This is a genomic window from Halomonas litopenaei (genome assembly GCF_017303055.1).
Lineage (GTDB): Bacteria > Pseudomonadota > Gammaproteobacteria > Pseudomonadales > Halomonadaceae > Halomonas > Halomonas litopenaei_A.
In genome coordinates, this window is record NZ_JAEKJT010000011.1 from 1 (window position 1) to 13,888 (window position 13,888).

The 13,888-nt window shown below is 62.1% G+C and carries 11 protein-coding genes; 10 read left to right on the forward strand and 1 reads right to left on the reverse strand.

The features are described 5' to 3' along the window. Window positions 1-563: 563 nt before the first annotated feature. Window positions 564-1,481, reverse strand: coding sequence for a LysR family transcriptional regulator (locus JF545_RS18515; protein WP_206944524.1), 918 nt, complete (start codon window positions 1,479-1,481; stop codon window positions 564-566). A 227-nt stretch (window positions 1,482-1,708) separates the two neighbouring features. On the opposite strand from JF545_RS18515, the gene JF545_RS18520 reads away from it, so the two are divergent. The 10 genes from JF545_RS18520 (at window position 1,709) to JF545_RS18565 (ending at window position 13,868) form a co-directional block, all read left to right on the forward strand. Further along, a complete protein-coding gene (locus JF545_RS18520) occupies window positions 1,709-3,046 on the forward strand; it encodes an L-fuconate dehydratase (RefSeq protein WP_206944526.1) in 1,338 nt (445 codons plus the stop codon). A gap of 79 nt (window positions 3,047-3,125) precedes the next feature. After that, window positions 3,126-4,214 carry a TRAP transporter substrate-binding protein gene (locus tag JF545_RS18525; protein WP_224907602.1) on the forward strand — a complete coding sequence of 363 codons (1,089 nt, stop codon included), beginning with the start codon at window positions 3,126-3,128 and terminating at the stop codon, window positions 4,212-4,214. A 128-nt stretch (window positions 4,215-4,342) separates the two neighbouring features. Beyond that, window positions 4,343-4,834 (forward strand): TRAP transporter small permease, encoded by a 492-nt coding sequence (locus tag JF545_RS18530; protein ID WP_206944527.1) that lies wholly within the window; start codon window positions 4,343-4,345, stop codon window positions 4,832-4,834. Next, on the forward strand, window positions 4,831-6,087 hold the full coding sequence (locus tag JF545_RS18535) for a TRAP transporter large permease (RefSeq protein ID WP_206944529.1): 1,257 nt from the start codon (window positions 4,831-4,833) through the stop codon (window positions 6,085-6,087). The genes JF545_RS18530 and JF545_RS18535 overlap by 4 nt, the downstream gene beginning before the upstream one ends. Before the next feature lie 130 nt (window positions 6,088-6,217). Further along, window positions 6,218-7,645 carry an FAD-binding oxidoreductase gene (locus JF545_RS18540; RefSeq protein WP_206944531.1) on the forward strand — a complete coding sequence of 476 codons (1,428 nt, stop codon included), beginning with the start codon at window positions 6,218-6,220 and terminating at the stop codon, window positions 7,643-7,645. Window positions 7,646-7,827: 182 nt separating this feature from the next. Continuing rightward, the gene (locus tag JF545_RS18545; protein ID WP_206944533.1) at window positions 7,828-8,982 is read left to right on the forward strand and encodes a fumarylacetoacetate hydrolase family protein; all 1,155 of its coding nucleotides are present in this window, start codon (window positions 7,828-7,830) and stop codon (window positions 8,980-8,982) included. Window positions 8,983-9,647: 665 nt separating this feature from the next. After that, window positions 9,648-10,250, forward strand: coding sequence for a cytochrome P460 family protein (locus JF545_RS18550; RefSeq protein ID WP_206944536.1), 603 nt, complete (start codon window positions 9,648-9,650; stop codon window positions 10,248-10,250). A gap of 857 nt (window positions 10,251-11,107) precedes the next feature. Next, the gene (locus JF545_RS18555) at window positions 11,108-11,857 is read left to right on the forward strand and encodes an SDR family oxidoreductase (RefSeq protein ID WP_206944538.1); all 750 of its coding nucleotides are present in this window, start codon (window positions 11,108-11,110) and stop codon (window positions 11,855-11,857) included. Between the two features lie 89 nt (window positions 11,858-11,946). Then, the gene (locus JF545_RS18560) at window positions 11,947-12,798 is read left to right on the forward strand and encodes a fumarylacetoacetate hydrolase family protein (protein WP_206944539.1); all 852 of its coding nucleotides are present in this window, start codon (window positions 11,947-11,949) and stop codon (window positions 12,796-12,798) included. Further along, a complete protein-coding gene (locus JF545_RS18565) occupies window positions 12,795-13,868 on the forward strand; it encodes a zinc-binding alcohol dehydrogenase family protein (RefSeq protein WP_242520964.1) in 1,074 nt (357 codons plus the stop codon). The genes JF545_RS18560 and JF545_RS18565 overlap by 4 nt, the downstream gene beginning before the upstream one ends. The last annotated feature ends 20 nt before the right edge of the window (window positions 13,869-13,888 follow it).

Sequence of the window (13,888 nt, forward strand, 5' to 3'; positions counted from 1 at the left end):
CGCGTACCACCTCCGTGGGCAGCGCTGCCATTCACCGCTTCCTGCGTCCGGTGTGCTACCAGAACCTGCCCGACAGCCTGCTGCCTGACGCGCTGAAAGACGGCAATCCGCTCAAGCTCAGTCGTCTGGTGGATGGCCAGCGCGAGGCGTGAGACTTGCCGCCAGTCATTCAGCAGCAAGGTAGATGATTCGGCAATACGTCGTACTGCAAGGACCGGCATATCATGCTGGTCCTTGTTTCTCCCTTATCCCAGGTTGTGCTTTCCCTTTGGCAGGCTCACCGGTCCCTTTTCGTGAACGCTATCGTCTGAATGACGAACATCAGGCGGTGACATCCGCTATCGATCAAGCTGAAGCATCCCCCTTACATCCGCCATGTCAGCGGTGCCTTTTCCTGCCCTTTACACCGAATTTCCGCAAAGTATTGACGTTGGAATGATGCGCTCAGGTCATCCTGTCAGCCTTGGTGTCTCTTTGCCTATTGTGCTGAAATTGCGCACTGACATCGTCCGATGCCCCGGCTCCCAAGCCTTGAACAAGCGGACGGCTGTATTGCGTCCGGTCTATCCGGTCAGCTCTTGCACCAGCTCCTTCAACGCTTGTGGCCAAGGCTCATTCTTGCGCGTGAGGATGCCGTAGTAGCCAAGCGGCTCGCCGATGGTCAGCGGCAGTACCGCAAAGCGACCCTGAGAAAAGGCGGTCTTGACCACCGAACTCGGCAACACCGACAGGGTGTCCGATGACGCCACCAGCTGCAGCGACGCCTGGGTTGAGGTGGTTTCGATGACGTTGCGCGGTGACGCGACACCCGCCTCGGCCAGTGCCGCTTCAAACAGGCCGCGCATGGGACTGGCCATGGGATGCAATACCCAGGGCCAACGCACCACCTCGGCAAGCTCTGGCACCCCTTGGCACAGCGGATGCTCCGGACGCGCCACCACCGATACCGGTTCTTCCTTCAGCGGCAGAAAATCGAACAGGTGGCGCTGGGAGGGGTCGGTATATCGGCCAATGACCGCATCCAGCAACTTGTACTCCAGGTCCACCAACAGCCTGTCGCTTGAGTTTTCCATCAACGAGATCGCCAGACGCGGTCGCTGGCGTTTCAAGGCGGCCATGGCGTGGGGCAGCATCACCGGTGCTGCACCGGGTACTGAGCCCAGCGCCAACCGGCCATGCCCGCCCTCGCGCAAGGAAGACAGCTCTTCTACCAGCCGATCGGTATCGTTCAATAGCCTTCTGGCATAGCGCAGCACTGTCTCACCGGCGGCAGTCGGCTCCATCCGCCCTGGTTCACGCTCGAACAGCGGCAGACCGAGAAAGCCCTCGATGTCCTTGAGCATCTTGCTGGCGGCCGGCTGACTGATATTTAGCTGTCTGGCAGCGGCATGCATGTTACGACTTTCGTCCAAAGCAACCAGCAACATCATATGTTTTACCCGCAGCCACGTCTTGACGTGAACGCCGCTATCATGGGCCATTGCGTGCCTCCGATGGGATCGGTATTCACGCATGATAACCTGTGGTTATCGGCACGACAAAAACTTCCATTGGCCGGTCTTTTTTCTGTCTGATTAGACTCTCCCTACGCCACTACATATCACGACAGATTTTTCTGACAGGTCTCTCTCTTCATCGTTTTCACAGCGCTTAATGGATGCGATATCGAGCCCTGCCTTTCAACAACATCAATGACAAGGCCGCCAGCATGACCACCATCACCCGCGTGGACGCCCGCGACATTCGCTTCCCCACATCCCGCCAGCTCGATGGCTCCGATGCCATGAACGAGGCCCCGGACTACTCCGCCACCTATGTCATCCTGCACACCGATCAGGAGACCGAAGGCCATGGCCTGAGCTTTACCATCGGCCGCGGTAACGACCTCTGTGTCGCTGCGGTAAAGGCACTGGCGCCGACCCTGGTCGGGCGTCGGCTGGAAGACATCACCGCGAACATGGGCACCTTCTGGCGAGAACTGACCAGCGGCGATAGCCAGCTGCGCTGGCTGGGTCCGGAAAAGGGGGTGATGCACCTGGCCAGCGCTGCCCTGGTCAATGCACTGTGGGACCTGTGGGCCAAGCACGAAGGCAAGCCGATCTGGAAGCTGCTGGTCGACATGCAGCCGGAAGAGCTGGTGCGCTGCCTCGACTTCCGCTTTGTCACGGATGCCATCACCCCGGAAGAAGCGATTGCCCTGCTCCGCCGCAATGCCGCCACCAAGGCGGATCGCGAAGCCGAGATGCGCGCCGACGGTTATCCCGGCTACACCACATCCGCTGGCTGGCTGGGCTACTCAGAAGAAAAGATGCGCAGGCTCTGCCGCGAGGCCCTGGCCGAGGGCTGGGAGCACTTCAAGCAGAAGGTCGGCGGGGACATCGAGGAGGATCGTCGCCGGGCCGCCATTCTGCGCGAAGAGATTGGCGAAGAGCGCACGCTGATGATGGACGCCAATCAGATGTGGGATGTGGACGAAACCATCGTCAACATGCGCCGTCTGGCCGAATTCAATCCGCACTGGATCGAAGAGCCGACCAGTCCAGACGATATCCTCGGCCACGCCGAGATCCGTCGACGTCTCGGTGGGGGCGTGTTCGGTCCCTCCCAGGGCAAGCAGCCGGGCGCCATTGGCGTGGCCACCGGCGAACACTGCCACAACCGGGTGATGTTCAAGCAGCTGCTCCAGGCAGGTGCCATCGATTACTGCCAGCTGGACGCCGCACGTCTGGGCGGGCTCAACGAAGTGATCATCGTGGTGCTGCTGGCGGCCAAGTACGGCGTGCCGATCTGCCCCCACGGCGGCGGTGTCGGCCTGTGCGAATACACCCAGCATATTTCGCTGTTCGACTACATTGCGGTCTCTGGCTCCCTCGAAGGTCGCCTGCTCGAATACGTCGACCACCTGCACGAACACTTCATCGATCCGGTGCGCATTCGCCACGGCCGCTACCTGGTACCCGAGGCGCCCGGCTACAGCATCACCATGAAGGCGGAATCTCTCGACGCCCACCAATTCCCCGAAGGCGCGGCCTGGCAAGACGCCTGAATCGCGCCCACCCCGGCCCATCCGACCCTGTCGGATGGGCCAGCATGCCACTCACCACAGCCTCTGAAAGGAGAGCACCATGACAACAACCACAATGCCCCAAGGCCCCTTCGCTCTTAGCCGACTCAAGCTGGCGATCTCAACCCTGACCGTCGCGTCGCTGGCCGCGGGCTTCGCCGCCACCAGCCAGGCGGCGACGGAAATGCCGCCGATTCCCGAGGTCTCCGGCAGCACTGTCGAGGGCGACGGCGACGACTACACCCTCAAGTTCAGCATCGGCACCACCCAGTCCGGTGCACAGTATCGCGGACTCGAGTACTTCGAAGACATCGTCGAGGCCCGCAGTGACGGCCACATCCAGGTCGAGCTGTTCCACAGCGCCCAGCTGGGTGACGACCTGCAGGCTGTCAGCGCCCTGCAGTCAGGCACGCTGGAAATGACCGCCCCGTCGACCTCTCCCCTGGTCAACATGTTCCCGCAGTTCGCGGTGTTCGACCTGCCGTTCCTGTTCCCGACCCCTGAAGTGGCGGATGAGGTGCTAGACGGCGAGATCGGCGACAGCATGCTCGAGGTGGCCAGCACCAACGGCCTGAAGGCCATCGGCTGGGCCGAGAACGGCTATCGCCAGCTGACCAACAGCCAGACGGCGGTAGACTCGCCTGACGATCTGGATGGCCTCAAGGTCCGCACCATGCAGAATCCGATCCACCTGGATATCTGGAAGACTCTGGGCGCGAACCCCACACCGATGTCCTTCGCCGAGCTGTTTACTGCACTGGAGCAGGGCGTGGTCGACGGCCAGGAGAACCCCTGGATCACGATCCAGTCGTCCAAGTTCAACGAAGTGCAGGGCTACGCGACCGAGTCCAACCACGTCTATACGCCGTTCATCACGCTGGTGTCGGAGCGCTTCTGGAACAAGCTTCCAGAGAGCTACCAGCAGCTGCTGGTCGAAGCCGCTGGCGAGATGGGTGACTACCAGCGCCATGTCAGCCGCACCCTGAACGGGCAGATCAAGCAGGAATTGATCGATGAGGGCATGACCATCACCGAGTTGACGCCGGAACAGGTGGCCACCTTCCAGGACACCCTGGCCCCGGTCTATGACGACTGGCGCGACAAGATTGGCGGCGAGCTGATCGACGATATCCGCGCCGTGTCCCAGTAAGTCGGCACGACACTGGATGCGGACCCACGAACGTCCATGACAGGGCTTGGCGCCACAGCAGCGTGCTGTGGCGCCAAGCCCTGCCGCCGCCCGCGGCGGCGGTGCTGTTGTCACCACGGAGGTGACCCATGACCACCCTATCTTCCACGACCACCCCGGGCATTCTGGGATGGCTCATCACGACGCTGCGTGTGGCCGTTGGCCTGCTGGTCCTCGGCGTCGTGTTCTGTGTGACCGCCAACGTGTTCGGTCGCTTCGTGCTCAACACCTCCTACGCCTGGGCGGAGGAGATGTCGCGCGTCATGTTCATCTGGCTGGTGCTGCTCGGTGCCGGTCTCGGCAGCCTCGAGAAAGAGCACGTGGCCGTCACCTACTTCAAGGACCTCGCCCCGGCGGGACTGCGTCGCCTGCTCGGATTTGCCGCAGTCGCGGTGATCTACCTGGTCTGTGCCTGCATCCTGATTGGCTTCAAGGAGCTGATTTCGGGCTACACCAGTTCGACCCCGATGCTCGGCATTCCCAAGACCTGGCTGTACAGCGCCATGCCGGTCATGGCTGGCCTGACCCTGATCGCCAATACCCTCGCCCTGGTGGCCCTGTGCAGGAGATCTGAACCATGATCCTCTGGAGCATTCTGATCGGTCTCGCGATCTGCATCGTCATCGGCATGCCGATTTCGTTTGGTCTTGGGGCCATCAGCCTGTTTATCTTCTTCTATTCGGACTACTCGCTGTCCCCCATCGTCGACCAGGCGGTCAATGGTCTCGACTCGTTCCCGCTACTCGCCATTCCGCTGTTCATCCTGGTGGGCGAAGTCATGAGTGAAGGCGGCATTGCTACGCGCCTGGTACGTCTGGCCAGCGCCCTGGTGGGCTTCGTGGCAGGCGGGCTTGGACAGGTCGCGGTCATGACCTCGATGTTCTTCGGCGGCATCAGTGGTTCTGCCGTGGCGGATGCCTCGGCCGTAGGCAGCATGATGATCGAGCCGATGAAGCAACACCGCTACACCGCTTCCATGGCGACCGCCATCGTGGTGGCGGCGTCGGTGGTCGGTATCATCATTCCTCCGTCGATTCCGATGATCCTGTTCGGGGTCGTGACCAATACCTCGATCTCGCAGCTGTTCCTGGCAGGTATCGTGCCAGGCATCTTGATCACCCTGGCACTGGCAGGAACCACCTACGTGCAGTCGCGCAAGAACGGCAAAGGACAGGCGTTTTCCTTTCCGGAGCTTGCCAGCGCGCTCAAGGACGCGATGTTGGCACTGCTGCTGCCGGTCATCATCGTCGGCGGGATTCTGACCGGCGTCTTCACCCCCACCGAGAGCGCGGCTATTGCGCTGGTCTACGCCTTCGCGGTGTCGTTCTTTGTCTATCGCAGCCTGACCCTCAAGCGCTTCTTCGAGCTGTGCATTGCCACCGGCCGCCTCACCGGCGTGGTCATGCTGCTGCTGGCCTTTGCCAGCGTGCTGGCGTGGCTGCTGACCGCCAATATGATCCCGCAGCAACTGGTGGTCAGCCTGTCCGCGATCACCGAAAACAAGCTGCTGCTGCTATTGATCCTGTCCGGTTTCCTGCTGATCGTCGGCTTCTTCATGGACCTGACTCCCGCCATGGTGATCCTGGCCCCCTTGATGACCCCCGTGGTCGTGAAGCTGGGTATCGATCCGGTGTACTTCGGCGTGCTGATGTCCTTCATCCTGGGCATCGGGTTGATCACGCCGCCGGTGGGAACCGTGCTCTACGTCGGCTGTGGCGTTGGCAAGGTGGGCATGGAAAGCCTGGTCAAGAGCCTGCTGCCCTTCTACTTCACCCTGGTGGCGCTGCTGGTGCTCTTCCTGCTCTTCCCTGGACTGGTGCTGTGGTTCAAGTGAGCCAGCGTGAACAACCCAGGGCGCCCGGAAAACCGGCGCCCTGGCCCCCTTTAGCGATGCGACCGAGCGCCTGTCTCGTCAAGACACTGGAGGGCGACGCTCCATCGCCCACTAAGCGGAGTTGGCCCATATGAGCCCCCACGATCCTCTTTTGCAATTCCTCGTACAGACCCTCGGCAACAAGGGGGTACTGACCGAGACGAGCGACATGGAGCGCTACCTGGTCGACTGGGCCGGAGCACGCGGTGGCCTGCCATTGGCCGTCGCCCGGCCCGACACACCCCAGCAGGTGGCGGACGTGCTTGGCTACTGCCATCGTCACGATATTCCGGTGGTGCCTCAGGGCGGTGGCAGCGGCCTGGTGGAAGGTGCGCTGCCGGACAGCCATGTGCCTGAGCTGGTGATCAGCCTCGAGCGACTCAATCGCGTGCGCTCGATCGACCCCCTCAACTTCAGCATGAGCGTCGATGCAGGCTGCATTCTGCAGACCGTAAAGGAAGCCGCTGAGGTACAGGATCTGACCTTCCCGCTGTCACTGGGCGCCCAGGGCAGCTGCCAGATCGGTGGCAATATCGCGACCAACGCCGGCGGTCTCAACGTATTGCGCTATGGCATGATGCGCCAGCTGGTGCTCGGCATCGAGGTGGCACTGCCCGACGGTCGCCTGCTCACCGATATGAAGGCGTTGCACAAGAACAACACAGGCTACGATCTGAAGCAGCTGTTCATCGGCGCCGAAGGGACCCTTGGCATTGTCACCGGAGCGGTGCTCAAGCTCTACCCTCGTCCCCAGGTCACCCGCACGGCCCTGATCGGCTGTCCCAGCGTCGAGGCCGTGCTCGGGCTCTACGCCCAGGCACGCCGCCACTGCTGCGATCTGTTGACGGCGTTCGAACTGATTCCCCGCGCCTGCCTGGAGCTGGCCTTCGAAGCCGATGCAACGTTACCCGACCCGTTGGACGGTGCCCATCCGGTGTATGTGCTGATGGAGGTGGCCGCCAGTGGGCCAGCAGATCTGGATGCGATGATCGAAGCGCTGTTCGAGCGTGGTATGGAAGACGGCCTGCTCGACGATGGCGTGCTGGCCTCCAGCGAGACCCAGGCCGCCCAGCTGTGGCAGCTGCGCGAGGCCATGCTCGAGGGCCAGCAGCGCCGTGGTGAACACCTGCGCACGGATGTTTCCCTGCCCATTTCCCAGCTGCCAGCGTTTCATGCTCAGGCGGAGGCAGCGGTGCTCGAGTCGTCACCGGAGTCCCAGGTCATTGCCTATGGCCACGTCGGCGACGGCAACCTGCACTTCAACATCCTGCCTCCCGGCCACCTGGACGATGACGCCAAGCGCAGCCTGCTGCACGAGCTGGAGGAACAGATCTTCTCCATTGTCGGCGAGTACAACGGCAGCATCAGCGCCGAGCATGGGATCGGCCGCGTCAAGCAGCCTCCCTTCCTCGAGAGCCTGTCCGCCCCGGAACACGACATCATGCGCGGCCTCAAGCGACTTCTCGATCCACGTGGCCTGATGTGCCCTGGACGCATCCTGCCGCGTACCCAGGGTTGAGCCAGGGCTAAGCGATAGGTAAGCGATAGGTGAGAAATAGTTCAGACATAGTTAAGAGCTAGTTAAGAGCTAGTTAAGCCAAAAGTGGTCAGGGCCGAGACACGCCCTGCCCCATGTGACGCTCGAGCGGCTGACGCGACATATAGCAACGCGAACTGACAAACGAACCAAAGGATGCCCCTATGAATAGCCTGCCTTCTGCCCACGACGTGCTGCCGCAAGACGCCGAGCGCGCCCTGCTGGTCGGCCGAGTCTGGCTTGATGATCAGCGCGGCCCTGTCGTCGTGACGGTGCGTAATGGTGAGGTGATCGACCTGTCCGCCACTGTCAACGTGATGGCTGACCTGCTGGAGCGGGATGACGCTGCACATATCGTAGCCAACGCCGAGGGCGAGTCCCTGGGGACTCTGGACCGCCTACTCGACAACGCTGGCTCCTCCAGCGCTCCTTACCTGCTCGCCCCCTGCGACGTCCAGGCCATCAAGGCCTGCGGCGTGACCTTCGCGGTCAGCCTGCTTGAGCGAGTGATCGAAGAACAGGCCGGCGGCGACGCCGCCCGTGCCGGTGAGCTTCGAGAAGAACTCAAGCGCGTCATCGGCGGCGACCTGTCAAAGATCCGTCCTGGCTCGGACGAGGCCATGGCGCTCAAGGCAGAGCTACAGTCCCGAGGCGCCTGGTCGCAATATATGGAGGTCGGCATCGGCCCCGATGCCGAGGTCTTTACCAAGGCTCAACCGCTGTCCGCCGTTGGCCACGGTGCTGCCGTCGGCCTGCACCCGTCGTCACACTGGAACAACCCGGAGCCGGAAATCGTGCTGGCAGTCGACGCCCGCGGCAACGCCCGCGGCGCTACGCTGGGCAACGACGTCAATCTGCGCGACATCGAGGGACGCAGCGCGCTGTTGCTGGGCAAGGCCAAGGACAACAACGCGTCTTGCGCAATCGGCCCCTTCATCCGCCTGTTTGACAAACACTTCTCCATGGATGACGTGCGCTCGGCGATGGTCAGTCTGCGTATCGAGGGGGACGATGATTTCCTGCTGGAAGACGCCAGCGACATGCGTGAGATCAGTCGCGATCCGCTGGACCTGGTAAGTCAGACCATTGGCGACCACCACCAGTACCCGGATGGCTTCATGCTGTTCCTTGGCACCATGTTCTCGCCCATCCAGGATCGCGATGGTCCCGGCCAGGGCTTTACCCATCATCTGGGTGATCGTGTCACCATCTCGACGCCACGCCTCGGCGCCCTCACCAACCAGGTCCAGCGCTCCGATCAGTTGCCCCCCTGGACCTATGGCATCCGTGCCTGGCTGAAGCATCAGAGCCGCGGCTAGCCCTTGATATGGCGCTTCGGTTGGCTCTTCGGGTCCACAGACAGCGCCTCCCACTCCCTTTTGCCTCGTCTCGCGACGGGGCTTTTTTCGTTATAGCGGTGCCTACACCGCGTCTCCCCAACGGCCGCTAACTCTGAGCTGAACCGCGCGGATACTACAGAAATCTCGCATGCAGTATGCGAGTTCCAGCACCACCCGTAGCTGCCTTTTCGAGCTTGACGTATACCTTCCACGACACCGGGCGCCCGCGGCCGCACTCGCTGCACCCCATGGCGACACAGCCAAACAACATAGCCGAGCGACATAGCCAAGCGACACAGCCAAGCGACACAGCCAAACAACATAGCCGAGCGACATAGCCAAGCAGCGCAAGCCGCCCACGCCCGCGCTCCTAAAAGAGCGACCGGAAACGTCTGATCAGAAACGCCTGTCCCGAAACGACTAACCGGAAACGCCTAACCGAAAGTCACTGGCTGGCCATCACTGGCCGGCAATTAATGACCGGCAATTACTGACCGGCAATCACTGACAAAGGAACCGGACTGAATCCAAAAGGCCAGCCAAGAGCCTTATGACCGACCGACTACCGTGCACAGCCCACAAGCGAGGCGACATCAGCCCTACAAGGCCGTCCCCTGCGCAAGGGCGATCAAGGAGGAACTACCATGCTCAACCTGCTGCGCTACTCAGCCGCCATGGCTGCAGGCCTGATGGCTACCAGCGCCCTGGCCGATACCTACTTCGAGATCAAGGACGGGGAGTTGACCCGGCCTACCGGCTTCCGCGAGTGGGTGTTCGTGGGGACCCCGCTGACCCCCAATGACATGAACAATGGCAAGGCCCCTTTCCCGGAATTCCATGCTGTCTACCTTGACCCGGAAAGCTGGGAGCATTGGAAGGAGACTGGCGAGTTTCGCGATGGCGCGATCATGGTCAAGGAGCTGATCAGCGTCGGCAGCAAGCAGGCTGCCAGTGGCAACGGCTACTTCATGGGTGAGTACATCGGTCTCGAGGCCACCATCAAGAGCAGCGAGCACTTCCCGGACGAGCCAGGCAACTGGGCCTACTACAGTTTCTCGACGCCGGATCACTCAAGCCTCAAGGAGACTGCGGCCCCCTTTCCCACCGCCGCCTGTAACGCCTGCCATGCGGCAGCGGCGGCAGACGACTTCGTCTTCACCCAGTACTACCCCGTGCTGACAGCGGGCAAGGGTGCTGGTGTAGACGCAGGCGGCGGCACGCAGTCCCAACTGGGCACCACCCCATAGCCTGACTGACAAATTCCACCTTAGCGCCTGACGCTTACCGGTTCCCTGCCCTTCTGGCGGCCACCTACGGCCGCCTCTTTTTACATCAAAGACCCTTCTTTACTGAGGCCTGCTGCTTGTTTCTGACGGCGCCGGTCACCGCGCTTTGCTGCGACCATGGCCACGGCGCCAGAGCGATACTTATGCACCCGTCCTCTCACCCCAGTTCTTTGCCCAGCACTTTCAAGCTCAGCACTTTCAAGCTCAGCTCTTTCAAACCCAGCCCTTTCACCTTCGACTCAGTCCACCCCAGTCCCTTGAAGTGAAGCCTCGCATGGGTGGTTGCCGCCGTATCGCGATGATCAGGCTCGACCAAAGTCGACCCGTTCAGGCAATTGCAATCTCTCGTAGCTGCGCCATACTGCACCTACCATCATGCTAGCATCCTGTCATACCACCAAGACTAACGTCGAACAAAAGGGCTCGCCCTGGCAAATCCCAGCGTCACGGCCACCATAAGCAAGTCGCGATGCCCTGTTAGGTGCTGCATGACGACACCGCCGAGCCATAACTGAGGCATAACTGAGGCATAACTGAGGCATAGCCGAGCCGTGACTGAGGAATGGCCGAGCCGTGACTGAGGAATGGCCGAGCAATGACCGAGCTGCGAGACAGCAGAAGAGCACAGGCACGGGCCGGCGGGAGAAGTGAAGAAAAGGACTGAGGTTGCCTCTGAACTCTCGCCGCGGTTGCGGCAGATCAGCAGGTCCGGCGACCAGACTAAGCCAGCCGACACGCTGGGTAAGCAGGTCGCTGTCGCCGAGCAACGAGGTCCACAACGATTCACAACAACGATGACCCGGATTACAGGAGTTGCCATGCGCCTGTCAGGAAAGACCGCCTTAATCACCGCCGCAGGTCAGGGTATTGGACGCGCCACCGTCGAACGTTTCTTGGCCGAGGGTGCCGAGGTGCACGCCACCGATATCGACGTGAGCAAGCTGGAGGATCTCGCCGGCACGCCCCGTCTTCACTGCCATCACCTGGACGTGACCCAGCCAAGTGCCATTGACGCCCTCAAGCACTCACTGCCAAGCCTGGATATTCTGTTCAACTGCGCGGGCTACGTGCACAGCGGTAGTCTGCTCGAATGCTCGGAAGACGCCTTCGAGCGCTCCATGGCGATCAACGTCACCGCCATGTACCACACCCTTCGCGCCTTTCTTCCCGGTATGCTGGATGCGGGCGGCGGCAGCATCATCAACATGGCGTCGGTTGCCAGCAGCCTCAAGGGGGTGCCGGGACGCTTCGCCTATGGCACCAGCAAGGCTGCCGTGATCGGCCTGACACGCTCGGTGGCGGCGGACTACGTCACCCATGGCATTCGCTGCAACGCCATTTGCCCGGGGACCGTCGAATCACCTTCCCTGAGCGAACGTATTCGCGCTCAAGCCGACGCGCTGGGCCAGGACGGAGCCCAGGTACGCCAAGCCTTTCTCGATCGTCAGCCCATGGGCAGACTGGGCAAGACGGACGAAATCGCGGCACTGGCCGTCTACTTGGGCTCAGACGAATCGGCCTATACCACCGGCACCTGTCAGATCATCGACGGAGGCTGGCTAGCCTGACGCCAGTCGACCGTGAGGTCTCGGCGCCTCACTTCGCCGCCCTGATATCGACGCCCTGTCATTGACACCACAACGCACAAGGACCACCCATGAAACTATTGAGATTCGGCAACCCAGGACAAGAAGCGCCAGGCATCCTTGATCAAGCCGGCCGCATTCGCGATCTGTCAGGCGTCCTCGACGATCTTTCCGGCGCAGCACTGGGTCGTGAAAGCCTGGAGAAAATCGCCCGCCTGGATCTTGAGCAACTTCCCCTGGTGCCTGCCGATACTCGTATCGGCCCCTGCGTCGGCAACGTCGGCAAGTTTATCTGTATCGGCCTGAATTACGCCGATCACGCCGCAGAGAGCGGAGCTGAGGTCCCGCCGGAACCGGTCATCTTCAACAAGTGGACCAGCGCTATTTGCGGCCCCGATGACGATGTCATGATTCCCCGCGACTCCAGCAAGACGGACTGGGAAGTGGAGCTCGGTGTCGTCATCGGCAAGGCCGGTCGCTATATCGACGAAGCGGAGGCACTCGAGCATGTTGCCGGCTACTGCGTCGTCAATGACGTGTCGGAGCGTGAGTTTCAGCTCGAGCGCAGCGGCACCTGGGACAAGGGCAAGGGCTGCGACACCTTCGGCCCCCTGGGCCCCTGGCTGGTCACCAGGGATGAAGTCGCTGACCCCCAGGATCTCAACCTCTGGCTTGAAGTCGACGGCAAGCGCTATCAGGACGGCAGCACCAAGACCATGGTGTATCAGGTCGCTTTCCTGGTCAGCTATCTGAGTCGTTTCATGAGCCTGCAGCCGGGCGATGTCATCTCCACCGGCACGCCCCCAGGCGTTGGGCTTGGCCAGAACCCACCGGTCTTCCTGCGCCCGGGCCAGACCATGCGCCTGGGTATCGAAGGGCTGGGCGAGCAGACCCAGAAGGTCATCGCGGATCCGCTGGCATGACCACCCCCGCTGCCCAGATGGATGTCGCCGTCTGCGTCGAGCCCGGTCACCTGCGACTGGAACAGCGCCACCTTCCCCGGCCGGACGCCGGGGAAGCGCTGGTGCGCATTCAGCGTATCGGCGTCTGCGGGACCGATATCCATGCCTTCTCCGGTCGTCAGCCCTATTTCTCTTACCCTAGGGTTCTGGGACACGAGCTCGCCGGCACCGTTGAAGCCCTGGCCGATGACGTGCCGGGGGCCTTGCGGGCGCAGCTGCTGGGGCAGCAGGTCTACGTGATTCCCTACCTTCACTGTGGCCAGTGCCGCGCATGCCAGCGCGGCACCACCAACTGCTGCCAGCAGATGCAGGTCGTCGGGGTCCATCAGGACGGTGGTATGGCCGAGTGGCTCACGGTCCCCGTCGGCCATCTTGTTGCTTGCCAGACGCTGACGCTGGATGAGCTGGCGCTGGTGGAATGCCAGGCCATCGGCGCCCACGCGGTGCGTCGCGCCGCCGTCACCGAGCGCGACCTGGTGGCCGTTGTCGGCACCGGTCCCATCGGTATCGGCGTGGCCCAGGTCGCTCGTGCCCAGGGCGCGCGGGTGGTGGTACTGGATAGCAATGCCGAGCGACTGGCGTTCTGCCGCGAGGCGCTTGGCTTCCATGACACCCTGCTGGTGGGACAGGACGACCCGGCGCAGCAGCTTGTACAGCTTAACCAAGGTGCCCTGGCCGACGTCGTGTTCGATGCCACCGGCAATCCCGCTGCCATGGAGGCGGGGTTCGAGCTGGTGGGCCACGGTGGACGCTACGTGCTGGTCAGCCTGGTCAAGGCCGACATCCGTTTTCATGACCCCGACTTCCACGCCAAGGAAGTCACCCTGCTGGCCAGCCGCAATGCCACCGGTGAAGACTTCGCCAAGGTGATTGACCTGCTGGCCACTGGCCAGCTCAAGGTCTCCCCGATGATTACCCACCGCGCCGAGTTATGCGAGCTGCCGGACACCATGGCGCAGTGGTGCGACAGCAGCAACGGGGTGATCAAGGCGATGATCAGCGTGCCCGACAGGACAGCGGATCAGTCCTAGAACGCGACAGGCCAGGACAC

Bases quoted from the DNA above. Each gene is read 5' to 3' on its own strand.
- JF545_RS18540 (WP_206944531.1), top strand. From the start codon at position 6,218: ATGAGCCCCCACGATCCTCTTTTGCAATTCCTCGTACAGACCCTCGGC.
- JF545_RS18545 (WP_206944533.1), top strand. From the start codon at position 7,828: ATGAATAGCCTGCCTTCTGCCCACGACGTGCTGCCGCAAGACGCCGAG.
- JF545_RS18535 (WP_206944529.1), top strand. From the start codon at position 4,831: ATGATCCTCTGGAGCATTCTGATCGGTCTCGCGATCTGCATCGTCATC.
- JF545_RS18560 (WP_206944539.1), top strand. From the start codon at position 11,947: ATGAAACTATTGAGATTCGGCAACCCAGGACAAGAAGCGCCAGGCATC.
- JF545_RS18550 (WP_206944536.1), top strand. From the start codon at position 9,648: ATGCTCAACCTGCTGCGCTACTCAGCCGCCATGGCTGCAGGCCTGATG.
- JF545_RS18565 (WP_242520964.1), top strand. From the start codon at position 12,795: ATGACCACCCCCGCTGCCCAGATGGATGTCGCCGTCTGCGTCGAGCCC.
- JF545_RS18515 (WP_206944524.1), bottom strand. From the start codon at position 1,481: ATGGCCCATGATAGCGGCGTTCACGTCAAGACGTGGCTGCGGGTAAAA.
- JF545_RS18555 (WP_206944538.1), top strand. From the start codon at position 11,108: ATGCGCCTGTCAGGAAAGACCGCCTTAATCACCGCCGCAGGTCAGGGT.
- JF545_RS18525 (WP_224907602.1), top strand. From the start codon at position 3,126: ATGACAACAACCACAATGCCCCAAGGCCCCTTCGCTCTTAGCCGACTC.
- JF545_RS18530 (WP_206944527.1), top strand. From the start codon at position 4,343: ATGACCACCCTATCTTCCACGACCACCCCGGGCATTCTGGGATGGCTC.
- JF545_RS18520 (WP_206944526.1), top strand. From the start codon at position 1,709: ATGACCACCATCACCCGCGTGGACGCCCGCGACATTCGCTTCCCCACA.